Source organism: Gracilibacillus phocaeensis (assembly GCF_900626275.1).
GTDB classification, from domain to species: Bacteria; Bacillota; Bacilli; order Bacillales; family Amphibacillaceae; genus Gracilibacillus; species Gracilibacillus timonensis.
Genome location: NZ_LR131145.1, coordinates 1,196,460 through 1,219,096 on the forward strand (window position 1 = coordinate 1,196,460; position 22,637 = coordinate 1,219,096).

The window sequence follows — 22,637 nt, forward strand, 5'->3', positions numbered from 1 at the left end:
TGGGTTTACACACCTACTATACTTTAGCACGGTTAACGATGGCTGTCAACGCAATCAGATGATGAATCCATTAAGAGATATCAATACCGCTTTCTGCTAAATATTTTTCCAGTTTCTTCTTCACTCGTTGCAATGCGTTATCGATTGATTTGATATGCCGTTTAAGTTCAAGGGAGATCTCTTGATACGTTCTTCCTTCCAAATACAACAAAAGGACTTCACGTTCTAGCCTGCTTAACACCTCTGCCAAACGGTTCTCCATGTCACCGAAACGCTCCCTGCTGACTAGCAATTCTTCTGGATCCATTGCAATCGTGGCCTCAAGAACATCCACCAATGTTCGCTCCGACCCCTCATCATAGATCGGTTTATCCAATGATATGTAAGAATTTAGCGGCATATGCTTTTGTCTTGTGGCCGTTTTAATCGCTGTAATAATCTGTCTTGTAATACATAATTCCGCAAATGCTCGAAAGGATGCTGGCTTATCCGCCTGAAAATCTCGTATTGCCTTGTATAAACCAATCATTCCTTCTTGGGTGATATCTTCATGGTCGGCACCAACAAGAAAATAAGTTTTCGTTTTGGCATGAACGAACATTTTGTACTTATTAATAAGAAAATCGAGCGCTTGTTTGTCTCCGGTCTGCACTAACCATACTAGTTCATTATCCTCTAAAAGTTGATAGTTGAGATCTCTTTTTTCTACTCGCATGTTGGTTTCTAGGACTCCTCCTGGCATTATGGCCGAAAAATTAGGTATTGAAGACTACATTAGCCATATTATACAGGAAGCGCTTACCTTGCGTCAACTGGTAATTTGTTATTTATTACCACGTCGCCAATTTTCGAATAGTTTCAACATTTCTTGATCAATTGGTATCTTTGTTTTTAGTTGCTGTGCTTGATGCTCTCGAATATCGACGTCAATCTCCCCTTGAATATTATTCAGCTCTATATCCAACTCCCTCGCTGACATACGAAACGCCCCTTGTGCAAAGATCGTGCGCTGCTCTGTATAATCAGAGGTGGCGACAAACACCTTTGTCCGCACGTTTTTAAATTCCTTGATCAAACGTTCAATACATTGGTCGGCCGTTTCGTTTTCTTTCGTAAAAATTACCTCCACCTTATATTGTTCCTGATGATTCTCCAGCCCCCGCACTTCATAGGCATCAAAAACAATAATGACCTTGCGCTGACGATAAGCTTGATACTCCGCCATTTTCTCGATTAATAATTGTCTTGCTTGCTCCAAATCTTTGTCTTTTAACACCTTTAATTCTTCCCAAGCTCCAATCATGTTGTATCCATCCACTAATAGTACATCCATCAGGCGTCACCCTGCCCGTCCCGTTTTCGTAATACTTCATACATCAACACACTCGCAGCAACAGAAGCATTGAGGGAAGAGACCGCACCGATCATTGGCAGGCTTACCGTCCAATCACAATTTTCTTTCACTAATCTGCTGATTCCTTTGCCTTCATTACCGATAACCAATGCGATCGGGAGCTGTCCATCTAATTGGCGGTAGTCTTCAGAAGCGTCCGCTTCCGTTCCAACTACCCATACCTGACGAGATTTCAACTCTTCGATAGCTTGAACAATATTCGTCACCCTTGCCACCGGGATATGCTCGATGGCTCCGACCGAGGTTTTGGCAACCGTTGTGGTTAAGCCGACAGCTCGTCTTTTTGGAATAATAACACCATGCACACCTGTGGCATCTGCACTTCGTAATATCGAGCCGAGATTATGAGGGTCTTCTATCTCATCCAATATCAGAAAAAAGGGAGCTTCTGATCTTTTTTCAGCCGCAGCAAATAACTCATCAATGTTAGCATAGGTGTATGCCGCCACTTGTGCCGCTACTCCTTGATGATTGCCAGAGACCAACTGATCAAGTTTTTTCTTTGGCACATGCTGAATAGGCACATTCTTTGCTTTGGCCAGACCTTGCACTTTTTTTGCAAAGGATGGATTTAGTTGTTCTGCGATATATAATTTCTGGATGGGCCGCTTGGATTCAAGTGCCTCTATCACTGTATTCCTTCCCATGATCCAATCGTCATTCATTGGTGTTCATCTCCTTTCTCTGTCCACTCGATGGCTTCCTGTACTAACGTCTCTAGTCGATCTATTTGATGATCCAGATATAAGAAGCCGAGCAAGGCTTCAAATGCCGTACTGTAACGGTAGTCCTGCACCCCAGTATTCTTAGGGACAGAGCCTGATTTGGCATTTCGTCCCCTTTTGACAATCGCTAACTCTTGCTCGGTTAGTGTGCCCTGCTCCATCCAGAAATGGATGACACTTGCCTGAGCGGTGGCGCGGACAAAGCTGGTTGCATATTGATGCAGTTGCTGTAGTTTTACCACGCCGCTCCTCAGTAAATACTCACGAATATATTTTTCATAAATGGCGTCGCCCATATACGCCAAGGCCAGACTTTTCATTTCTCTTGGATTTTGTTTTTCCATGTTATCCTCGTTTCCACCTTGTACCTTGAGGTGTATCTTCTAGTATAATATAACGATCAGTTAATTCATCTCTAATTTGATCAGCTCGCTGGAAGTCTTTATTTTTTCTTGCCTCGACACGCTGTTCAATCAATGCCTCCACTTCTTCATCCAATAATTCATCTCCTGTTGTTTTTTGCGGGATACCAAGCACCTCCAAAAAGCTGGTTAAGGTTTCGGAAAAGCCATCTAGCACCACTTCATCTGTTTGATAAGACTGTAAGTACACGTTGACTTCCTTAACGAGGTCAAAGATAACTGAAATGGCATTAGCGGTATTAAAATCATCATCCATCTCTTGTTCAAATTGCTGTTTGAAGCGTTGGATTTTATCCTGCCATACTTGCGTGTCGTCCGTTAAATTCATACTCGTCTGTTTACGATGATGTAAATTGGCCAAGGCATTTTCAATTCGTTCATAGCTGTTCTTGGCACTGGCTAACAAGGTATCACTAAAATTGATCGGATTACGATAGTGCACGCTCAACATAAAAAAGCGTATTACCTTCGGATCATGCTTCTGAATCAGATCATGTGCCAATACGAAATTCCCCAAAGATTTGGACATTTTTTCATTATCGATATTGATATAACCGTTGTGCATCCAATAATTTGCAAACGTAGCGTGATTGCATGCCTCGGATTGAGCAATCTCATTCTCATGGTGAGGAAAAGTTAAGTCCTGCCCGCCTGCATGAATATCAATCGTATCGCCGAGATATTTCTTGGCCATTGCCGAGCATTCAATATGCCAACCGGGACGACCTTTTCCCCAAGGAGAATCCCAAGCAATCTCCCCTTCTTTTGCCTGCTTCCACAAGGCAAAGTCTAACGGATCTTCCTTTTTCTCACCAACCTGAATACGTGCCCCAGACTTCAATTCGTCAATTGATTGATGGGATAGTTTTCCGTACCCCTCGAATGAACGGGTTTTAAAATAAACATCTCCATCCGATGCGTAAGCATGCCCCTTATCAACCAAAGCAGCAATAAATTCAATAATATCAGCCATTGATTCGGTCACCCGCGGGTGAATAGCTGCCTCCTTTACTCCAAGTGCCCCTACATCTTCCTTGTAAGCCTGAATAAAACGTTCCGCAATAACCGGTACTTCTTCATCTAACTCTTTGGCCGCACGGATTAATTTATCATCCACATCGGTAAAATTAAGCACGTAATCGACATGATATCCCTTATATTCAAAATATCGCCGAACGGTGTCGAATACAATCGCCGGACGGGCATTGCCGATATGAATATAATTATATACGGTTGGTCCGCAGACATACATCTTGACACGATTTGGCTCTATCGGCTGAAATACCTCTTTTTGACGAGTCAGTGTGTTATATAAATTAATCGTCATTATTTTTCTCTCCTTTTTTCAATGCTGCTACCTCTGATTGCAGCTGGCTGATTTCCTGTCTCATTTCTTTCATGACTTCACTAATCGGATCAGGGAGCTTATGATGATCTAAGTCTTTACGCACTTTCTCCCCATTCTGGACGACTACCTTTCCTGGTATACCTACGACAGTGGAATGGTCAGGCACATCCTCCAGCACTACCGATCCAGCACCGATTTTGGAACTGGTACCAATCGTAATCGACCCTAACACCTTTGCACCAGTGGCAACGAGTGCATTGTCATGGATCGTTGGATGCCGCTTTCCTTTCTCCTTACCAGTTCCGCCTAAGGTCACCCCTTGAAATATCGTGACATTATCTCCAATCTCGCATGTTTCACCAATGACCACCCCCATACCATGATCAATAAAAAAACGACGGCCAATGATGGCTCCAGGGTGGATTTCAATCCCGGTAAAAAAACGACTGATTTGAGAAATTACTCGTGCGATAAAAAAGAATTTCTTGCGATAAAAGGCGTGCGCTACTCGATGCGCCCAGATGGCATGCAACCCAGAATAAGTCAAACAAACCTCGATATAGGTGCGTGCCGCTGGGTCTTGATCAAATACTACATCCATATCTTGTTTTAACAACTTTAAAAACCCCATCTCTGCTCCCCCTCCTTTTTATCAGAGTGTCAGCCTCCTTCCTCGACGCTAACACTCTGATAAGTCTCGTTATCCATCAACAGGCCTTGCTTTATTTGTGTATAGCATGCCAAGTCTTGCTGCTCAAGTGCGGCTAAAAACACAAAAGACGCCTCTAAGCTGTTACACTCAGAGACGCCTTTCGCGCGGTTCCACTCTGTTTAAGGACAGAATCATCCTTCACTTTCACCTAATAACGATGGTTAGCCGTTTCTTCCTACACTCTGTATTCAGAAGAAAAACTCGGAGGTGCATTTCAAAGGCAGCTGCCTTAACCATTTTCAGCCGATGATGGTTTTCTCTGTCATAAGCAGGTATACCTTCTACTTTTCCTCGTCTACGTTAAATTATTGAATGAATGCCAAGGCGTTTTTCAACCTTGCTTTTACCGTATCTGGCCCTAATAAATCAATGGCATTAGGTAACTCAGGACCATGAACTTGGCCGGTTGTTGCCACACGGATAGGCATAAATAATTTTTTTCCTTTTTGCTTGGTTTGTTTTTGAGTTGCTTTGATACTTGCTTTAATCGCCTCTGGAGATAATTCTTCGATCGCGTCAAATTGCTCCAGAAAACCAGTCAACACTTCTGGTACTTGTTCCTCTTTCAAGACTGTCATTGCTTCTTCATTATAGTCTATTTCTGTTTTAAAGAAAAGTTCCGTTAACTCCACAATTTCGGCACCAAAAGATAATTGCTCATGATACAGACCAATCAGTTCGATCGCCCAATCACGCTGCGCTTCCGTCATATCCTCCGGCAGTTTACCTGCTGCGACCAGGTGAGGCAAGCTTAGCGCCACTACCTCGTCCAAGGACAGTTGTTTGATGTACTGGTTGTTCATCCATTTGAGCTTCGCCGGATCAAACACAGCTGGGGAAGTAGACAGGCGTTCTGGGTCAAACATTTGGATAAATTCCTCTTGCGTAAATAATTCATCCTCCCCAACCGGAGACCAACCTAACAAGGTAATAAAGTTAAACAACGCCTCTGGTAAATAACCGAGATTCTTGTATTGTTCAATAAACTGCAAAATATGTTCATCGCGTTTACTCAGTTTCTTACGATTTTCATTCAAAATCAGTGTCATATGGCCATAGATTGGTGATTTCCAACCGAACGCCTCAAACACCATCATTTGTTTCGGAGTATTGGAAATATGCTCTTCTCCGCGTAATACGTGGCTAATCTTCATCAAGTGGTCATCAATTGCCACGGCAAAATTGTATGTCGGCATACCATTCTTCTTTACCATCACCCAATCACCAAAATCACTGGATTCGAACGTGATATTACCCCGGACGATATCACGGAAGGTATATGTCTTCCCTTCCGGCACGCGGAATCGAATACTGGGTTGTCTCCCTTCTGCCTCGAACTGATCGATTTGCGCTTGTGTCAAATCACGATGCGCCCCGGAATACTTTGGTACTTGTCCATTTGCCCGTTGCTCTTCCCGCTCTGCTTCCAGTTCTTCTTCAGTCATGTAGCACTTATAGGCAAGACCACGTTCCAGCAAATCCTCTACATACTCCTGATAAAGATCCAAACGTTCTGTCTGACGATAAGGGCCATAGTCTCCGCCGATATCCGCACCTTCGTCCCATTCCAAACCGAGCCATTTTAAGTAATACAACTGGCTTTCTTCGCCACCTGCTACGTTTCGTTTATCATCAGTATCTTCCGTACGAATAATAAATTTACCACCTAAGTGTTTCGTATATAAATAATTAAATAGTGCTGTTCTTGCGTTTCCAATATGCAAATGTCCGGTCGGGCTTGGTGCATATCGCACACGTACTTCATTTCCCATTATCCATTGTCCCTCCATCTATCATTTTACAGTCTGTTATTTTCTATTTTATCACTATCTTTGATAAATTGTTATCATTTTTTATCTTAGAAGTGCGTTTGGTTCATGATCCGAAACGTCTGACGATCCCTAGCAATCCGGTTACCGGGTTAGTCCAATTCATGTTTAGCTGCTTGTAATAATACAACTGCCTGAGCTGCCATTCCCTCTTTTCTCCCGGTAAACCCTAGCTGTTCGGTTGTTGTTGCCTTGACATTGATTTGCGAAACATCTCCCTCTAATAGCTTGGCAATATTAGCACGTATTGACTCCATATAAGGAGCCATTTTGGGCGCTTGGGCAATCACGGTGCAGTCCAAGTTTCCTAAGGTATAGCCTTTCCTTTTTACCAGCTGCCATACTTCCTGCAGTAACTGCTGGGAGTCTGCATCTTTATAGGCTACATCGTCATCCGGAAAGTGTTTGCCAATATCCCCTTCTCCAATCGCTCCTAAACAAGCGTCCGCAATCGTATGTAACAACACATCTGCATCCGAGTGTCCTAATAAACCATAATCATAGGGAATCTCTATCCCGCCAACGATACACGGTCTTCCTTCTACTAGTTGATGTACATCAAAGCCTTGTCCAATCCGAAACATTATCCGTCCTCCTGTTGATTTAAGATCATTTCTGCCCGTACGATATCTTCCGGGGTTGTCAATTTCACGTTTTGATAAGAACCCTGCACAATGTCAACGGGTTTATCTAAGGCCTCCACCAACGACACATCATCTGTTCCCAAAAATTGTTGGGCCAGGGCATGTTCATGTGCTTGTCTAATTAATTGGTAATCGAAAGCCTGTGGGGTTTGCGCCGCCCATAAAACCGATCGATCCAATGTCTCTATCTTCTCTCCATTTTTTTGTTTAATGGTATCGGTTACCGGTACAGCTAATAATGCAGCCTGTTTCTCCTTTGCTGCCATTGCCAGTTCATGCAATTGTTCTATCACAACAAAGGGACGAGCCCCGTCATGGATCATGACCACTTGGTCATGCGCAGATGCATCGATAGCCAGCAAGCCAGCATACCCACTTTCTTGCCGTTCCTTGCCGCCGTGTACCAATTGCACCTTGTCCTGCCAGTGATAATCGGCAATAAGTTCCTCCATGATCTGCTGTTCGGTCGGGTTAATCACTAGATACACCTTTTGACACCAGTCATCTTGAATAAATTTCGCTAATGTATGTGCGATTAAAGGCTTGTTTAATAATTCGATAAACTGCTTGTTTCTGCCTGCCTTCATACGTTTTCCTTGTCCTGCCGCTAGTACAATCACATGATATTCAACCATGCGGCCACCCCTATCTAATGCTAATTCAGACTAAAAAGTGATAACAGATGTTATCACTTTTTTTAGTCTATCCTGTATAAGTTATACCTTTTTTACAGTGCTTTTTCAAGCAATTTTGGTTTTGCAAAGATCATTCTGCCGGCAGAAGTCTGTAAAACACTCGTGATAATGACACCAATATTCTGACCAATATAGGCTTTTCCTTCCTCTACGACAATCATAGTGCCATCATCCAGATAGGCCACGCCTTGATTCTGTTCTTTACCATCTTTAATAACCTGTACCATCAATTCCTCGCCAGGTAACACGATTGGCTTAACGGCATTAGCCAAATCATTGATATTCAGCACAGGAACATTCTGGAATTCACAGACCTTATTTAGATTAAAGTCATTAGTTACGACGATACCATCCATCACCTTGGCCAGTTTTACCAATTTACTGTCCACTTCACTAATTTCCTCGAAATCACCTTCGTAAATCTCGACCTTGATCGGTAAATCTTTTTGGATTCGATTAAGAATATCTAATCCTCTACGACCGCGATTGCGCTTTAAAGCATCTGAGGAATCGGCAATGTGCTGCAACTCCTCTAGAACAAATTGTGGGATAATGATCGTTCCTTCTAGGAAGCTGGTTTGACAAATATCCGCAATCCGACCATCGATAATCACACTTGTATCGAGGATTTTAGGCTTTGGTGTATCCTGTTTGATGTCCTCTGACACGGTTGTTTTCTTCTTCTCTTTTTTCGGAAGAGTAAACAAATTCAAGAATTCATCCCGCCGCTTGAATCCGACTTGAAAACCAAAGTAGGCAAACAATAAGCTGATAAACAGAGGTAAAACCTGTGAAATTACTCTTATTTCAATCATCTGAATCGGTGTAATAACGAAATAAGCAATAATTAAACCGATAATAATCCCCAGACTGCCAAATAACAAATCAGCTACTGGAGCCTTCATCAAAGTCTCTTCAATCCATCCAAAGAAACGGATAAAGTAGTCTGCAAACCATAAAGATAGAATAAATAAGATAATTGCCCCTACAACTAATCCAACATAAGGTGCTACGTATCCAGACATAATCCATGTTCCCTCAGCAAAACCAAGTAGTTCCAACAGGCGTGGTATATAGAGATATCCTGCTGTTCCACCTGCAATAATAAAGAAAATTTGTACAAATCGTTTTAGCACCATCGTCACCTCCTATATAGTATTCTCTCCATCTAGCTTATTTTTAAACATTCTTTCTAGTGTATGATTAAAAAGTGTGCCGTTAGCGGAGAGAGACACCCCCGCTAATCACCTTATTACGGTAAAAAAAGAGAGACTTATTGTCCTTGTTATTCCCTTTTTTTTCTTTTTTAATCTTTCATTTTCAAAAATCAAATCTTTAATTGCCTAGTGTCGCTTGGATCGCCTCTTGCACTGATCGTACACCAATTAGTTCTATTTGATTAGGAGGTGTCCATCCCTCCATATTCTTGGCAGGAATGATCGCTCGTTTAAAGCCTAGTTTTGCCGCTTCCTGTATTCGTTGTTCAATACGAGAGACACGCCGCACTTCACCGGTTAAGCCAACTTCTCCGACTAATACGTCATCCATTTGCGGCGGCTTATCGCGAAAGCTGGAGGCAATACTAATGGCAACTGCTAAATCAATAGCAGGCTCATCCAATTTGACGCCGCCAGCCACCTTAACATAGGCATCTTGATTCTGAAGCATGAGTCCGACCCTTTTCTCTAATACAGCCATGAGAAGCGGTACACGGTTATGGTCAATACCTGTTGCCATTCTCCGGGGATTACCAAAACTAGTTGGCGATATCAAAGATTGTATCTCTACCAATACTGGCCTTGTTCCCTCCATGGAGGCAACCACTGTCGCTCCTGCTACGCCTCTTGATCGTTCTTCCAAAAAGACTTCTGATGGATTTAATACTTCAACCAGACCTTTTTCCTTCATTTCAAATATGCCCATTTCATTTGTACTGCCAAAGCGGTTTTTGACTCCTCGTACAATTCGGAAGGTATGGTGCCGCTCCCCTTCAAAGTACAAGACGGCATCCACCATGTGCTCTAATAACCTAGGCCCAGCAATCGATCCTTCTTTAGTCACATGCCCGACGATAAAAATTGGGATATGCTTCTGTTTGGCAATGCGCAATAGTTCACTTGTACATTCACGCACCTGTGAAACACTGCCTGGTGCACTGGTTACCTCTTCTTTAAAAACCGTCTGAATCGAGTCAATTACCACAAAACCAGGATCAAGCTGATCGATTTGGTTGGCAATATCCAGCATATTCGTTTCAGATAATACATACAAGCTATCAGAGACAACTCCCAGACGATCTGCCCTGAGCTTCGTCTGTTTAATGGATTCTTCTCCAGAAATATATAAGACATCGACCTTTTCTGCCGCTAATTGCTGTGAGACTTGGAGTAACAAGGTTGACTTTCCTATCCCGGGATCACCGCCAATCAGAACTAATGATCCAGGCACGACACCGCCACCGAGCACGCGATTTAGTTCTTGCATTTGTGTCTTGACACGTGGTTCCTCTTGCAATTGAATATTGGCCAGTTTCTGCGGCTTTTGTGCCGTTGTTTGATGCCTTGTCCAGTTTCCTCTTGCGTGTTTAGTTGCTTCTACCTCTTCTACTAGTGTATTCCATTGTTGACAACCTGGGCATTTCCCCATCCATTTTGGCGTCTCATACCCACAGGATTGACATACAAATTTGGTTTTGCGTTTGGCCAATGATATCGCCCCTTTCTATTATATACGAAAAACAAGGCCTGTAAGTTACAGAGTTCTATCAATTTGATTAAAGTATATGTAAAAAGTGTATAATTCCGATGTTGATACCGTTTTTTATTGTAAATATTGCTTAAAAAGGATATAAAATACACATTATGTTTTGTGAAGACAGCAACGTTTCTATGAAATATGATCAAAACATTTTTTCATCATTACCGATAAGGTGAATTATGTTAAGTAGCTTATTTTTTTATGCAGTTAGTTTGACTGTTTTCTTTGTGCTAGGCAAGCCGCTGCGGGAATATGCTGCGCTTTCCATGGGGCCGAAGCGCAATTAAGCACACATAAACTCTCAAAATAACAGCGAGACTAGTTGACATAATTCATCTTATCGGTGTTGTGATTATAGAGATATGCGTGTCTGTTGTCTGCTTGAATGATACCATCTGTGCTGGTTAAAAAATCGGAAGGATGTGTCTCCCTCCGATTTTTTTACTGCTATTCTGTTACTGTATCTGCGGTTTTCATTACCTTGAATTCATCTGCGTCATTGACATCAATCCATACCTTCTGACCCTTTTGAATATTTTCCTTTAACAGCTCCTCAGACAGTAAGTCTTCCACGTTCTTCTGAATCGAGCGACGTAATGGTCTTGCGCCATATTCTGGGTCGAAACCTTCATTTGCAATTTTTTCAAGTGCCTGATCGGTTAACTCAAAATCAATCTCTTGGTCCACTAAGCGTTTCTGTAGTTCTTTCACCATCAACTCTACAATATACTTCATATGTTTACGCTCTAGAGAATGGAAGACAATGGTTTCATCAATACGATTCAAAAACTCAGGTCGGAATGCCTTTTTCAATTCCGCTGTCACCTTGGAACGCATATCTTTGTAACTCTGCTCCGCTTCCCCTAGGTTAAAGCCAACATATTTATTCTGTTTCAATTCATTGGCTCCGACATTAGATGTCATAATCAAAACGGTATTGCGAAAGTCTACCGTGCGTCCCTTGGAGTCAGTTAAGCGTCCATCCTCTAGCACCTGCAGCAAAATATTGAATACCTCTGGATGGGCCTTCTCTACTTCATCCAATAACACAACCGAATAAGGCTTTCTACGAACCTTCTCCGTTAATTGTCCACCCTCTTCATAACCAACATAACCCGGAGGGGAACCAACTAATCGAGAAGTGGCATGTTTCTCCATGTATTCTGACATGTCAATTCGAATCATCGAATCTTCATCACCAAACATAGACTCCGCCAAGGCACGAGCCAATTCCGTTTTACCCACACCAGTTGGGCCTAAGAAGATAAAGGAGCCAATTGGACGTTTTGGATCTTTTAAGCCAGCTCGAGCCCGACGAATAGCCTTGGACACCGCTTTGACTGCTTCCTCTTGCCCGATCAAACGATCATGGAGAATCTCTTCCATGTTTAACAACCGCTCACTCTCATCTTTGGTAAGAGCAGAAACAGGAACTCCCGTCCAAATCGATACTACACTTGCTATATCTTCTATGGTCACTTCTGAGTTCTCTCGGCCTTGCTTTTCTTTCCATTTGGTTTCTGTCTGCTCTAATTCTTTTTTCAGTTTCTGTTCATTATCCCTTAATGAAGCAGCTTTTTCGAATTCTTGACTTTGTACAGCGGCATCTTTTTCTTTACGCACCTCTTCCAGCTGCTGTTCTAAACCTTTTAGATTTGGTGGTGTCGTATAGGAACGAAGTCGAACCTTCGAGGCTGCCTCATCAATCAAATCAATCGCCTTATCCGGAAGGAAACGGTCGGTAATATAACGATCAGAAAATCTTGCCGCTGCATCAATGGCATCATCGGTAATCGTAACACGGTGATGCGCTTCGTATCGATCTCGCAGTCCCTTCAAGATTAACACAGACTCCTCAACCGTCGGCTCATCAACTTGAATAGGCTGGAAACGACGCTCTAATGCGGCATCTTTCTCAATATATTTTCGGTATTCATCCAACGTCGTCGCACCAATACATTGCAGTTCCCCGCGAGCTAATGATGGCTTCAAGATATTCGAGGCGTCAATCGCACCTTCTGCACCACCCGCACCAATTAACGTATGCAATTCATCAATAAACAAAATCACGTTATTGGCTTGACGGATTTCCTCCATCACTTTCTTGAGACGATCTTCAAACTCACCACGGTATTTGGTACCTGCCACCACAGTTCCCATATCCAAAGTCATCACACGCTTATCACGTAACGTCTCTGGCACCTCGTTATAAACGATTTGTTGTGCTAATCCTTCCGCTACAGCTGTCTTACCAACCCCTGGCTCCCCGATAAGAACGGGATTATTCTTGGTTCTCCGGCTTAACACTTGAATGACTCGTTCAATCTCTTTGCTTCGCCCAATAACCGGGTCGATATTCCCTTCCTTTGCAATCGCCGTTAAGTCACGTGCAAGGGAATCGAGAGTTGGAGTGGTAGCATTGTTGTTTTGTGTACTGCGACTATTTTGCGAGTTTGTCTCCGTACTACCTAACAGCTGCAACACCTGCTGCCGAGCTTTGTTTAAGCTGACACCTAAATTATTCAGAACTCGAGCCGCTACACCTTCTCCTTCACGAATCAGTCCTAACAGGATATGTTCTGTACCCACATAAGAATGACCTAGCTTACGAGCCTCATCCATGGAAAGCTCAATAACTTTTTTGGCGCGCGGAGTATAATGTATCGTTTGAGATACTTGGTTGCCTTTACCAATTAGCGACTCGACTTCATTGCGAATTTTATCTGCTCCTAAGCCAATAGCCTGGAGAGCCTTAGCAGCAATGCCTTCTCCTTCACTTACCAAGCCTAATAGAATATGTTCTGTACCTATATTATTATGCCCTAAACGTACTGCCTCTTCTTGCGATAGTGCTAATACCTTCTGTGCACGTTCTGTAAAGCGATCAAACATCATCTTACAATTCCTCCTTCTGTTCCATATTAAATCGTTCTCGAATGAGAGAAGCTCGAAATATATCACGTTCTTCCGGGGTTAACCTTCTCTGGGCATACTGCTGGAGAAAGGCCGGTTGTGTTAAAACAACCAGTTCATTCAGAATCGACTTGGATATATGATTAATAAAGCCCAGATCAATGGCTAAACGGACATCTGATAGACAAGTCGCCGTCTCTTTTGATTCAATAATCCTACTATACTGCAGCGCCCCAAGGGAACGAAATAGGCGATCTTCTAATTCTAATTGAGATCGTTCCACTAACATGGCTCGAGCATGTCGTTCATGCTCAATCAGCTGCTCCACCACTCCCTTTAGATCTTCCATGATATCCTTTTCTGCGCGGCCCAGTGTCACCTGATTAGAGATTTGAAAGATGTTACCTTGAGCCTCGCTGCCTTCCCCATAAATTCCACGCACAACTAAGCCTAGTTGATTGATGGCTGGGACCATTTGATTGATTTTACGCGTGATGGCCAGTGCCGGTAAATGCATCATGACAGATGCCCTTAATCCTGTTCCTACATTGGTAGGGCAGCTGGTTAAGTAACCTCTATGTTCATCAAAGGCATAATCAATCTCTTCCTCCAGCCAATCATCCAGCTGAAAGGCCTGTTCTAAAGCCTGTTCCAATTGGGAACCTGGAAAATAGAGCTGTGCACGTAAATGATCTTCTTCATTAATCATAATGGATACCTGTTCATTCTCCGAAATAAGGGCGGCACCATGACCAGATTTGTTAGCCAGATAAGGGCTGATTAAATGTTTCTCCACTAACCCTTGTTTTTCAATCGGCTTTAGGTCGGTCATTTTGACAAAGGCCAAATCTTTATAATCCAAGTAGGAGCGCTGGCTAAACGATTGTTCCATTTTCTCAAGCACTTCATCCAATTGTTCTCCCTCAGCAATTAACGGAAAAGGATAAGCAGAGAAATTACGCGCGAGCCGAATACGACTGCTCATTACGATATCGCTATCTGGACCATCTTCTTTCAACCAAGGGCTAATGGCTTCCTTCATAAAATGTTCCAGGCTCATTGACTACCATCCTCCTCTACTTGCCTTTCCAGTGTCTTGATTTGATCTCGTAAATCAGCGGCCTCCTCAAACGCTTCCTCGGTAATGGCCTGCTGCAGGGACTGTTTCAAATCACGAATTTGTTTACGGTGTTGAATATTATATCCTGTACGTTTCGGAACTTTCCCTTCATGTAAGGTATTACCGCCATGTACTTTTCGAAACAAGGAATCCAAATGATCTGAAAAGGTATCGTAACAGGCTGCACAGCCAAATTTTCCTATTCTGGAAAACTGCTGATAGGTCATACCACATTTGTTACACACCAATTCCTCATGTGGGTGAGTATGCTTTGAAGAATGCGATAGCGCATCGGTCTTTTGATGAAATAATCCCGACAAGAGCTGATGCAAGGAATACGGATCCTCTTCTTGAGGAACATAACCCTTCTCTTTCGCACACTGCGCACACAAATGGACCTCTAACTTCTCTCCATTGATCACTTGGGTAAAGTGGACAGTTGCCGGGTTTTGCTGGCATTCTTGACATTCCACGTTAGACACCTCCTAGAACTGATATTTTAACGAATGAAGCATCGCCGCCAGGATTCTGGAACGAATTTCATCCCGTAATGGTAATTGAAATGGCAGAGTATTACGGTCAATAGCGCTCACCATCAGCTTTGCTTCGCGCTCCGTAATCAACTCCTCTTCCATTATTCTTTCTAAAATATTGATTGCCTTCTGCTGTGATATCTTAGGATAAATCATTTCAATAATCTCATCAATCAGTTTTGCCTTATCTTCATTGGTAATGCGGCTAATTCGGATATAACCGCCGCCACCACGCTTGCTTTCCACCAAATAACCTTTTTCTAAGGTAAACCTTGTATTGATCACATAGTTTATCTGAGAGGGGACACATTCAAATCGATCGGCAATCTCACTACGTTTAATCTCAATAATCTGATGATGGTTATCATACATAATTTCTTTCAAATATTGTTCGATAATATCTGAAATATTACGCATTTTCCCTCCTCCATTCTGACCTTGACTATATTTGACTATACTTATATTATACTGTATGTTGCTGCTGTTGAAAACTATTTAATCTTTTTCTTAACGTCTTAAACGGTGATACGTGCTTGTTTCTAGTATTACCGCTATCCAGTGGAGGCAAACGTGCATTAAGACCGAAAGCGAAGTTTTATTCGATGCACATCCTCTTGATTTAATAACCACTCGTATAAATTCGTCCGTTTTTTTTCGTCAATGGCATTAATATACATTTTTACCTTGGTATATTCTTCTTCTTTTACGATATCGAACTCCCGTATATCCACTGTAAACTCCCGCACATTTTCCAGAAATAGCGCTGCCTCCTTTTGCTTGGACAACCTTACTTCAAACATCACATGATGATTCTTGCGGTGTATTCTTCGTTCCCATTTATTGAGTAGCACTAAGCTTAATAGAATAATGATCGTTGTGACAAATGCTTCCCGATACATACCATTTCCAACAATCAGGCCAAGACCCGCTACCGCCCAGATCGAGGCAGCTGTAGTAAGCCCCCTGATCGTGCCGCTATTCACAATAATCGTGCCTGCACCTAAAAAACCAATCCCACTGATGACATACGAAGGAATACGGGCTGGATCGAACCGTACATTATCATAACTATCCATAAATTCTTGAAAACCGTTGATCGATAATAGCATCATTAAGCAAGAACTTACCCCTACCAGTATATGCGTACGAAACCCAGCTGAATGTTTATTTATTTCTCTTTCAAAGCCAATTAGCCCTGATAATATAAGGGCAGTGATCAGCTTTACGATAGAGTTTAGAAATTCATCATCAAAAATCATTTCCCACATGAAAAAACGACTCCTTTGACTAAAGTGCGGATGCAAAAAATTCGGATAAAACCGCATCACCCCGTGTCTTGAAGTTCAAGGCAATGCCACGGAGCATATGCGGTTACATACACAGACATGCGATCAGCCAAGTTGTTGGGCAACCATTAAAAGAAATCAGGTAGATACGTTTGACGGTGCGGAATCATCTCTTCCAGCAGTTCGACTGCCGCTGGATCCCCTTCCACTAGAAGAACCGCCGCCAATTCTTGAGGTCGTTTATAGCCCAAAAAGATTTGCGTTAACTGTTGAATATTCATTTTCACACGAGGAAGTGATGGATCTTTCTCAGGATGAATCACAAGTTGCGACTGTTTATGTGTGATCTGATAACTGCCTGTGTTTTCTACTAAAAAATCATCCGCAACTTCTATGATAAAGGATTGATTACTTGAAACTGTCGAAGAGTATGGATATTGCTCCAAAAACCCCTTTACATCAACGATTCGTGCCATGAAATAGGGTGCTAGCTTCTGTTCAAAACTTGGTTCTTCTACTAGTAATGATAAGGGATCATCAGCCGGAAGCGTCCATTTCACTGTTTCCACCATCGAATCATGGTTTCTAATAAACTGAAGGATTTGTTTCCTGCCATTCAAGGTAGAAAAGGCCGCATCTTTAATCGTGAACGTATGATCCGCTACTTGATACACGAGATAACCTTCTGAACTGCCTTGTTGCTGTGCCAAGATGATCTGGTCTCGTTCATCCAGCTTATGATCCCACCAATCGGAGGTTCTATCTAACATACCTGTAAAGTGCTGGGCGTAATCTTTATATATTTGCTGCAGCAAGGAAACAGTCTGCTTGCTTTTCTTGCGTCTGATCATCTTTCCCTTGCCATTCCAATCCTTCAGAAAATGCTGAATCGGGATGGTACATTCTAATTGATCAAAGGCTAATTCCCAACCATATTTGCGGTAAAAAGGCACAGAAAAAGGGTGTAAATAGGATAGCGTTTTCCCTTCTTCTCTCATCGTATATAACGCCTTTTGCAATAGTTGCTTCACCTTGCCTCCTCGGCGCTGCTCTGGCCAGGAAGCAACCGCCGCGATACCACCCATATCTAACACTGAATCGCCTAGATACACTTGAAAAGGAATAATATGTACCTTAGCAGCCAATTCATCGCCTTCCATCCAACCAAAAATCGTATGTGATTTTATTTTATCACCGTATTGTTCGTTTTCCTCTTCCGTTCTAGTATATTGGAAGGCATACTGATTCAATGCCAAGATTTCCCGATAATCTGCCTTGGTTAGCCGTTTAATTCCAGACATTTCTTTGCTCCTCTCTCCCTGTCACTTTCTTCTACTATACATCAGATTCCTATACTTATGAAACCATTTTCACTTTTGTCGTTAAAGAAAATAGCTTGTGCAGCGATAAACCATCAGAAGCTTGGTTATCGCATGGTTTCTCTTTTTATCGTATAGTGATTTTCGACCAAGCTTCTGTATTTGTTTAACCGTTCCTTTTATTGCTTTCCATTTCCTACATACCATTGATAAGCTCCTGCTGCCATTTCTTGTGGAATATCACGTAATTTCTGTGTGAAGATAGGTTTACTGCGATTGATGGTAGCAAGGCTTGCTAGCCCAAATCGCTGCTTCATCAGCGATTGTTCAACCGACAATTCAATTACCTTCTGCCTTCGTGTCACCAGTGTAGACGTCACCCAACCGCCTTCTTGTAACTGGATAAATTCATCATGAATGACAAACCCGGAATAACGATAATTGATATACCGCTGCAGCAAGGTTAGCACAAGCAAGACGAGCGAAATCCACCAAAAACTTTTGAAAAAGAAGAAAATAACTGCCGTAACGATCAACCAAAACCAAGGAAAACGGCAAAAACGGGCAACTAATGATTTCCGCGGCAAGGCACCCACATCTTCTGTAATAGTAAAATTAGGAAGCATTTCAGATACTAAGGAAATGGCTCGTTTCGTTGGCAGAAAAGGGTACAGAGAATTGATGGAATCACCTGCATCTCCGCCGGCATTGATTAATGTTATCCCCGTAATACCTAACCAGCGCTTCAATATGGACTGCTCCATCTGAATCGCTTGAACGTTCTTTTTACGAATCGAGAAATGCTTTTCTGTCAAAATGCCTTGTGTGATATAAATTCGTTCTGCATCCGAAGAAATTTCGTATCTGCCATATTTTAAATAGGTAGTTACCACCCCAAATAATACAGATATCAGCACAACGACTAGAATGGCCAGCGTCAAAAGCAACCAGGAATCAGAGATGAACGTGTAGGCTTCTTCCAAATAACGCATGATATCCAGCACGCCATCTAATTGTTGCACGAACGAAAAAATAATCGGAAACAAGATAAGATAGCTTGCTGAAAGAAGGAAGGCCTTTCCCAGCTCTTTCTTGGTCGGCGTGAAGTGAATCGTTTTGGTTTCATGAGAATGATCCGATGTAAGACCGCTAACTGTTGCTTCGCTCGTTTCCGTTTCCGATACGTCTGTTTCACCATGTGTATCCCGCTTGTATTGATCGAGGGCTTGTTCGATCTTTTCCGCTTCGGTTCTCGTAATAGCAAGAAAAGCAAACGAGGCCTCCTCATCCCCAGAGGCCGTCTCTATTTTCAGCGATGTCACACCAAACAAGCGTAAATAAGCGGGAGTCTGAATTTGAACGTTCTGAATTCGGTCAAAAGGAATATGACGTCGTTTTAATACCATTGCGCCCTCACGAATTTCTATTGCTGAATGGGTTAAGTGATAATAGGTCCGCCACCACTTCAACGTGTAACGAACTATGGAAAATAGGACATATCCAAGTAGAAGATATCGCCCAATCGTTACCCACAACGCCTCCGAAGACCAATTAAAAACAAATAGAACCAAAATAAGGAAAAACAGTTCCTTCACCGTACGAATAAGCGAGACGGGAATCATCAATGGATGCATGCGTTTTGTTTCTTTCATTCTAGTTCGCCTTTCTCATCCGCAATATTTGCTAAATACGCAATCTGATCGCGGATATGTGTTGCTTCTTCTTTCGGTATGGTCGGGATACGATGAGAAGAACCCATCGTCCCAATCGAAACCGTATATAAATCATATTTCCTCAGGATCGGACCTTGCTCTAAACCGACATATTGAATCTTGGCCATTGGGATCACTTGATTTCTCTGCTTAAATTTGCCCTGACGCAGATGAACATAATCCTGATCTATTTCATAACGCCAGTACTTTTGTAGCAGAATTGGTCGGAACACAATACTCCAAATACCGGAAAATATATCAATAATAAGCAATCCCCAAAGGACATATCCAATCCAGCTATACCATGAAAAGGAATAATCTAAGCATAGTAAAACGATAAGGATCGAAGTCGAAATGGCCTGTTCAATAAGGCTGGATAAGCGATTGACGTGAATTGCTTTCTCCGAGATTTGTTTAATTGGTGTATGTATTTCGGGATACATGAAATTCCTCCTGAAAAAGTTCTCTATTAGGATAGGATACGAATGTGGCTTGTTTATTTGCAGGATGATCGTGCTATGGACTCTTCATGCTAGCAGTTCATTCGATTGTAGTACTACTAAGCGGAACCTATTTCCGTAGCGCTTCCTAGTACAAACAACTTTACATCATCCCACTTATCGGTACTTCGCTTCGTTCAAAGTCAGATCGTTCCACATCCTATAACGCCAAGAATGTCATACTTTATCATAGCAATAAAGGAAAAGCCACAATTGACTTTTCCCTGATCATCTTATCGTATAACATGCAGACATCACTTTTCTAATAGAAGCTTCTGTTGATACCTTTCTGCTATTTTGTTACTCGCCTTCAAGGCCGGCATGACTAGGATAATCGCCAGCACACTCATACTAAAAAACAAGAAAAGCCACTGAAAATGCCAAAGTCCAAACCATAATGCAAATACCCCCAAAGCCATTGTCATCGTTTGAAAAGGGTGAAGCAACATCATAAAGAAACTAGCTTTCAACACCTCTATTGTCTTCATATCAAAATGAACATACATCGGAAAAATATACAAACTCGTTAAACCCGTCACCACTAGTATCAGAAAAAAAGGAATCGTTAATAGCAACATAGGCTCATTATCTATCAACGTAAGAAACACAAAGTCTAAATATAAAATATAATAAAGAGTTACCATGATATAACCTAGTATATTGGCTTGCAGCAATGATTGTTTATAGGCCAGCCAAAAAGTTTTAAAAATGGGCTGATCCACCCCTCCTGTAAACCATTTCCTTACAACGGCAAAGGTTGCTGCCGTTGCTGGAAATAAGCCCATCACCACGAAACCAAGGAGGCTGAAAGCAAGCCACAATATATTCAAATAAGCAACTTTCATGATCCATTCTAACGCTGTATGAACAGCTCTCATCTGGCCTCTCCTCCATCCTTCAATAATTTACCCTTTTAACCCACTCGTACTAATCCCCTCTACCACATAACGCTGGAAGATAAAGAAGATAATAAAGACAGGGACCAAAGAAACGACCGACATCGCAAACATCGCTCCCCAATTCGAGACTGTTTCATTACTTAGAAACATATTAAGCGCCATCGACACCGTATACTTACCGGGACTGTTTAAATACAATACAGGGCCTAACAGGTTATCCCACGTCCAATAGAAGGTGAAAATCGCCGTAGTTGCTAAAGCTGGCACAATTAACGGCAGAATAATACGATAATAAATCGAAAAGGTATTACAACCGTCCATCGTAGCGGCCTCATCCAGCTCCCTTGGGATAGTGCGGATAAACTGAATCAAGAGAAAGATAAAAAACGGATGACCAAAATAAGCAGGTACGACTAACGGCTTTAAGGAATTCAGCCAGTCTAACTGAGCAAAAATAATATACTGCGGTATCATAATTACTTCATATGGCAGCATCAAGGTTAAGATCATAATGGCAAACCAGAAGCTGCGCCCAGCAAATCGCAACCTGGCAAAGCCAAAGGCAATAAACGAACAGGACAGCAAATGCCCGATTAAAACAAGTACAACGAACACCGCCGTATTCGAAATAAAGGTACCAAAACCGTAATCACCAAAACCTTCCCACCCTTGGGCGTAGTTATGCAATACAAAAGGGCTAGGGATTAAAGACTCGGCCGTTACAAAGATTTGGTCACTCTGTTTAAAGGAACTCATCACTAACCAGACAACAGGGTAGAGAAGCAATACAGCAAATCCGCCCACTACGATATGATAGATCCATTTCTTTACATGTTTTGGCTTCATCCGCTATCTACCCCCTTCTGATTCATAATGGACCCAGTATTTCGATGAAAAGAAAATCAAGGATGTAAGAATCGCAATAACAATCAACATCACCCATGCCATTGCCGAAGCGTAGCCCATATGGAAGAACTCGAATCCTTGCATAAAGAGATAAAGGGAATAAAGCAACGTACCATCTAACGGACCACCTGTACCCTTTGATATGATAAATGCCGGTACAAACGTCATAAATGCAGCAATCGTCTGCATAATCGCATTAAATAAAATCACAGGACTTAACATCGGAATCGTGATGCTGCGAAACTTTTGAAAAAAGCTAGCCCCATCCACACTGGCCGCCTCATAATAACTCTGTGGTATGGATTTCAAGCCAGCAAGAAAAATCAACATCGATGAACCAAACTGCCAAACAGAAAGAAAAATGAGCATCCATAATGCTGCCGTTGGATTACCAAACCAGCGAACCGGATCTATTCCCATGGTTAATAATGCAATATTAACAATCCCCTCGTCCCCAAAGATATTTCTCCACATAATTGCAACGGCTACACTCCCGCCTATTAAGGAAGGCAGATAATATAAGGTGCGATATAACCCTACTGCCCGAGAAGCTGTGTTGAGCAGCATAGCCACCATTAAAGCAAAAATCAGCCTTAGCGGCACCCCCGCAAAAACGTAAATAAACGTGATCTTCAATGAATGCAAATATCTTGGATCCGCAGTAAACATTTGCTTGAAATTATCTAATCCTATCCACTGCGGCGGATTAAATAAATTATAAGTGGTAAAGGAAAAATAGAGGGACGTTAGAATCGGAATAATCGTAAAAGCCAGGAAACCAATAATAAATGGACCAATAAAAAGATATCCCCAAAGATTTTGTTTTAATCGAGTTTGCATGATCTGGAACCTCCTCATCTACTCATTAGAAAAGAGATAGCTGATCCAAAGCAGATCAGCTAT

Annotated in this window: 22 protein-coding genes and 1 other annotated feature; all 22 genes read right to left on the bottom strand. The window is 42.1% G+C overall.

Annotated features, from left to right (window positions below; all coding sequences use genetic code 11):
• Positions 1 to 70: 70 nt before the first annotated feature.
• Positions 71 to 715 carry an RNA polymerase sporulation sigma factor SigH gene (gene sigH / locus E0E32_RS21815; protein WP_066189162.1) on the bottom strand — a complete coding sequence of 215 codons (645 nt, stop codon included), beginning with the start codon at positions 713 to 715 and terminating at the stop codon, positions 71 to 73.
• A 108-nt stretch (positions 716 to 823) separates the two neighbouring features.
• Positions 824 to 1,333: an NYN domain-containing protein gene (locus E0E32_RS21820; protein WP_066189160.1), complete on the bottom strand. Its 510-nt coding sequence runs from the start codon at positions 1,331 to 1,333 to the stop codon at positions 824 to 826.
• Positions 1,333 to 2,079, bottom strand: a complete 747-nt coding sequence (gene rlmB / locus E0E32_RS21825) for a 23S rRNA (guanosine(2251)-2'-O)-methyltransferase RlmB (RefSeq protein WP_066189152.1) — start codon at positions 2,077 to 2,079, stop codon at positions 1,333 to 1,335. The genes E0E32_RS21820 and rlmB overlap by 1 nt, the downstream gene beginning before the upstream one ends.
• The gene (locus tag E0E32_RS21830) at positions 2,076 to 2,483 is read right to left on the bottom strand and encodes a Mini-ribonuclease 3 (RefSeq protein WP_066189145.1); all 408 of its coding nucleotides are present in this window, start codon (positions 2,481 to 2,483) and stop codon (positions 2,076 to 2,078) included. The genes rlmB and E0E32_RS21830 overlap by 4 nt, the downstream gene beginning before the upstream one ends.
• 1 nt (position 2,484) lies before the next feature.
• On the bottom strand, positions 2,485 to 3,888 hold the full coding sequence (cysS, locus tag E0E32_RS21835; RefSeq protein WP_130860883.1) for a cysteine--tRNA ligase: 1,404 nt from the start codon (positions 3,886 to 3,888) through the stop codon (positions 2,485 to 2,487).
• Complete coding sequence (gene epsC / locus E0E32_RS21840) at positions 3,878 to 4,540, bottom strand: serine O-acetyltransferase EpsC (protein WP_066189139.1); 663 nt, start codon at positions 4,538 to 4,540, stop codon at positions 3,878 to 3,880. Before epsC ends, cysS begins: the two co-directional genes overlap by 11 nt.
• Before the next feature lie 167 nt (positions 4,541 to 4,707).
• Positions 4,708 to 4,928: a binding site (T-box leader), on the bottom strand.
• Positions 4,927 to 6,393 carry a glutamate--tRNA ligase gene (gene gltX / locus E0E32_RS21845; RefSeq protein ID WP_130860884.1) on the bottom strand — a complete coding sequence of 489 codons (1,467 nt, stop codon included), beginning with the start codon at positions 6,391 to 6,393 and terminating at the stop codon, positions 4,927 to 4,929. It overlaps the preceding feature by 2 nt.
• 149 nt (positions 6,394 to 6,542) lie before the next feature.
• Complete coding sequence (gene ispF / locus E0E32_RS21850; protein WP_066189134.1) at positions 6,543 to 7,034, bottom strand: 2-C-methyl-D-erythritol 2,4-cyclodiphosphate synthase; 492 nt, start codon at positions 7,032 to 7,034, stop codon at positions 6,543 to 6,545.
• Complete coding sequence (gene ispD, locus E0E32_RS21855) at positions 7,034 to 7,729, bottom strand: 2-C-methyl-D-erythritol 4-phosphate cytidylyltransferase (RefSeq protein ID WP_066189131.1); 696 nt, start codon at positions 7,727 to 7,729, stop codon at positions 7,034 to 7,036. The genes ispF and ispD overlap by 1 nt, the downstream gene beginning before the upstream one ends.
• Before the next feature lie 92 nt (positions 7,730 to 7,821).
• The gene (locus E0E32_RS21860) at positions 7,822 to 8,925 is read right to left on the bottom strand and encodes a PIN/TRAM domain-containing protein (protein WP_066191187.1); all 1,104 of its coding nucleotides are present in this window, start codon (positions 8,923 to 8,925) and stop codon (positions 7,822 to 7,824) included.
• Positions 8,926 to 9,124: 199 nt separating this feature from the next.
• Positions 9,125 to 10,495, bottom strand: a complete 1,371-nt coding sequence (radA, locus tag E0E32_RS21865; RefSeq protein ID WP_130860885.1) for a DNA repair protein RadA — start codon at positions 10,493 to 10,495, stop codon at positions 9,125 to 9,127.
• Between the two features lie 498 nt (positions 10,496 to 10,993).
• The gene (gene clpC, locus E0E32_RS21870) at positions 10,994 to 13,441 is read right to left on the bottom strand and encodes an ATP-dependent protease ATP-binding subunit ClpC (protein ID WP_066189124.1); all 2,448 of its coding nucleotides are present in this window, start codon (positions 13,439 to 13,441) and stop codon (positions 10,994 to 10,996) included.
• A 1-nt stretch (position 13,442) separates the two neighbouring features.
• The gene (gene mcsB / locus E0E32_RS21875; RefSeq protein ID WP_130860886.1) at positions 13,443 to 14,519 is read right to left on the bottom strand and encodes a protein-arginine kinase McsB; all 1,077 of its coding nucleotides are present in this window, start codon (positions 14,517 to 14,519) and stop codon (positions 13,443 to 13,445) included.
• Positions 14,516 to 15,052, bottom strand: coding sequence for a protein-arginine kinase activator protein McsA (gene mcsA, locus E0E32_RS21880; RefSeq protein WP_066189117.1), 537 nt, complete (start codon positions 15,050 to 15,052; stop codon positions 14,516 to 14,518). The genes mcsB and mcsA overlap by 4 nt, the downstream gene beginning before the upstream one ends.
• A gap of 12 nt (positions 15,053 to 15,064) precedes the next feature.
• Positions 15,065 to 15,529 (bottom strand): CtsR family transcriptional regulator, encoded by a 465-nt coding sequence (locus E0E32_RS21885; RefSeq protein WP_066189114.1) that lies wholly within the window; start codon positions 15,527 to 15,529, stop codon positions 15,065 to 15,067.
• A gap of 158 nt (positions 15,530 to 15,687) precedes the next feature.
• Positions 15,688 to 16,380: an MgtC/SapB family protein gene (locus E0E32_RS21890; protein WP_066189112.1), complete on the bottom strand. Its 693-nt coding sequence runs from the start codon at positions 16,378 to 16,380 to the stop codon at positions 15,688 to 15,690.
• A gap of 146 nt (positions 16,381 to 16,526) precedes the next feature.
• Entirely contained in the window at positions 16,527 to 17,699 is a 1,173-nt protein-coding gene (locus E0E32_RS21895) for a GNAT family N-acetyltransferase (protein WP_130860887.1), read from the bottom strand.
• 197 nt (positions 17,700 to 17,896) lie between these two features.
• Entirely contained in the window at positions 17,897 to 19,369 is a 1,473-nt protein-coding gene (locus E0E32_RS21900; protein ID WP_130860888.1) for a PH domain-containing protein, read from the bottom strand.
• Positions 19,366 to 19,872, bottom strand: a complete 507-nt coding sequence (locus tag E0E32_RS21905) for a PH domain-containing protein (RefSeq protein ID WP_066189103.1) — start codon at positions 19,870 to 19,872, stop codon at positions 19,366 to 19,368. Before E0E32_RS21905 ends, E0E32_RS21900 begins: the two co-directional genes overlap by 4 nt.
• 311 nt (positions 19,873 to 20,183) lie before the next feature.
• Complete coding sequence (locus tag E0E32_RS21910) at positions 20,184 to 20,807, bottom strand: YesL family protein (RefSeq protein ID WP_066189100.1); 624 nt, start codon at positions 20,805 to 20,807, stop codon at positions 20,184 to 20,186.
• Between the two features lie 27 nt (positions 20,808 to 20,834).
• On the bottom strand, positions 20,835 to 21,674 hold the full coding sequence (locus tag E0E32_RS21915) for a carbohydrate ABC transporter permease (RefSeq protein WP_066189097.1): 840 nt from the start codon (positions 21,672 to 21,674) through the stop codon (positions 20,835 to 20,837).
• A 3-nt stretch (positions 21,675 to 21,677) separates the two neighbouring features.
• On the bottom strand, positions 21,678 to 22,574 hold the full coding sequence (locus E0E32_RS21920) for a carbohydrate ABC transporter permease (protein ID WP_066189093.1): 897 nt from the start codon (positions 22,572 to 22,574) through the stop codon (positions 21,678 to 21,680).
• Positions 22,575 to 22,637 lie beyond the last annotated feature (63 nt).

What these genes read in the sequence shown, in the direction of transcription:
- sigH (WP_066189162.1), bottom strand. Translation starts at nt 715, where the DNA reads ATGCGAGTAGAAAAAAGAGATCTCAACTATCAACTTTTAGAGGATAAT.
- E0E32_RS21820 (WP_066189160.1), bottom strand. Translation starts at nt 1,333, where the DNA reads ATGGATGTACTATTAGTGGATGGATACAACATGATTGGAGCTTGGGAA.
- rlmB (WP_066189152.1), bottom strand. Translation starts at nt 2,079, where the DNA reads ATGAATGACGATTGGATCATGGGAAGGAATACAGTGATAGAGGCACTT.
- E0E32_RS21830 (WP_066189145.1), bottom strand. Translation starts at nt 2,483, where the DNA reads ATGGAAAAACAAAATCCAAGAGAAATGAAAAGTCTGGCCTTGGCGTAT.
- cysS (WP_130860883.1), bottom strand. Translation starts at nt 3,888, where the DNA reads ATGACGATTAATTTATATAACACACTGACTCGTCAAAAAGAGGTATTT.
- epsC (WP_066189139.1), bottom strand. Translation starts at nt 4,540, where the DNA reads ATGGGGTTTTTAAAGTTGTTAAAACAAGATATGGATGTAGTATTTGAT.
- gltX (WP_130860884.1), bottom strand. Translation starts at nt 6,393, where the DNA reads ATGGGAAATGAAGTACGTGTGCGATATGCACCAAGCCCGACCGGACAT.
- ispF (WP_066189134.1), bottom strand. Translation starts at nt 7,034, where the DNA reads ATGTTTCGGATTGGACAAGGCTTTGATGTACATCAACTAGTAGAAGGA.
- ispD (WP_066189131.1), bottom strand. Translation starts at nt 7,729, where the DNA reads ATGGTTGAATATCATGTGATTGTACTAGCGGCAGGACAAGGAAAACGT.
- clpC (WP_066189124.1), bottom strand. Translation starts at nt 13,441, where the DNA reads ATGATGTTTGATCGCTTTACAGAACGTGCACAGAAGGTATTAGCACTA.
- mcsB (WP_130860886.1), bottom strand. Translation starts at nt 14,519, where the DNA reads ATGAGCCTGGAACATTTTATGAAGGAAGCCATTAGCCCTTGGTTGAAA.
- E0E32_RS21885 (WP_066189114.1), bottom strand. Translation starts at nt 15,529, where the DNA reads ATGCGTAATATTTCAGATATTATCGAACAATATTTGAAAGAAATTATG.
- E0E32_RS21890 (WP_066189112.1), bottom strand. Translation starts at nt 16,380, where the DNA reads ATGTGGGAAATGATTTTTGATGATGAATTTCTAAACTCTATCGTAAAG.
- E0E32_RS21895 (WP_130860887.1), bottom strand. Translation starts at nt 17,699, where the DNA reads ATGTCTGGAATTAAACGGCTAACCAAGGCAGATTATCGGGAAATCTTG.
- E0E32_RS21900 (WP_130860888.1), bottom strand. Translation starts at nt 19,369, where the DNA reads ATGAAAGAAACAAAACGCATGCATCCATTGATGATTCCCGTCTCGCTT.
- E0E32_RS21905 (WP_066189103.1), bottom strand. Translation starts at nt 19,872, where the DNA reads ATGTATCCCGAAATACATACACCAATTAAACAAATCTCGGAGAAAGCA.
- E0E32_RS21910 (WP_066189100.1), bottom strand. Translation starts at nt 20,807, where the DNA reads ATGAGAGCTGTTCATACAGCGTTAGAATGGATCATGAAAGTTGCTTAT.
- E0E32_RS21915 (WP_066189097.1), bottom strand. Translation starts at nt 21,674, where the DNA reads ATGAAGCCAAAACATGTAAAGAAATGGATCTATCATATCGTAGTGGGC.
- E0E32_RS21920 (WP_066189093.1), bottom strand. Translation starts at nt 22,574, where the DNA reads ATGCAAACTCGATTAAAACAAAATCTTTGGGGATATCTTTTTATTGGT.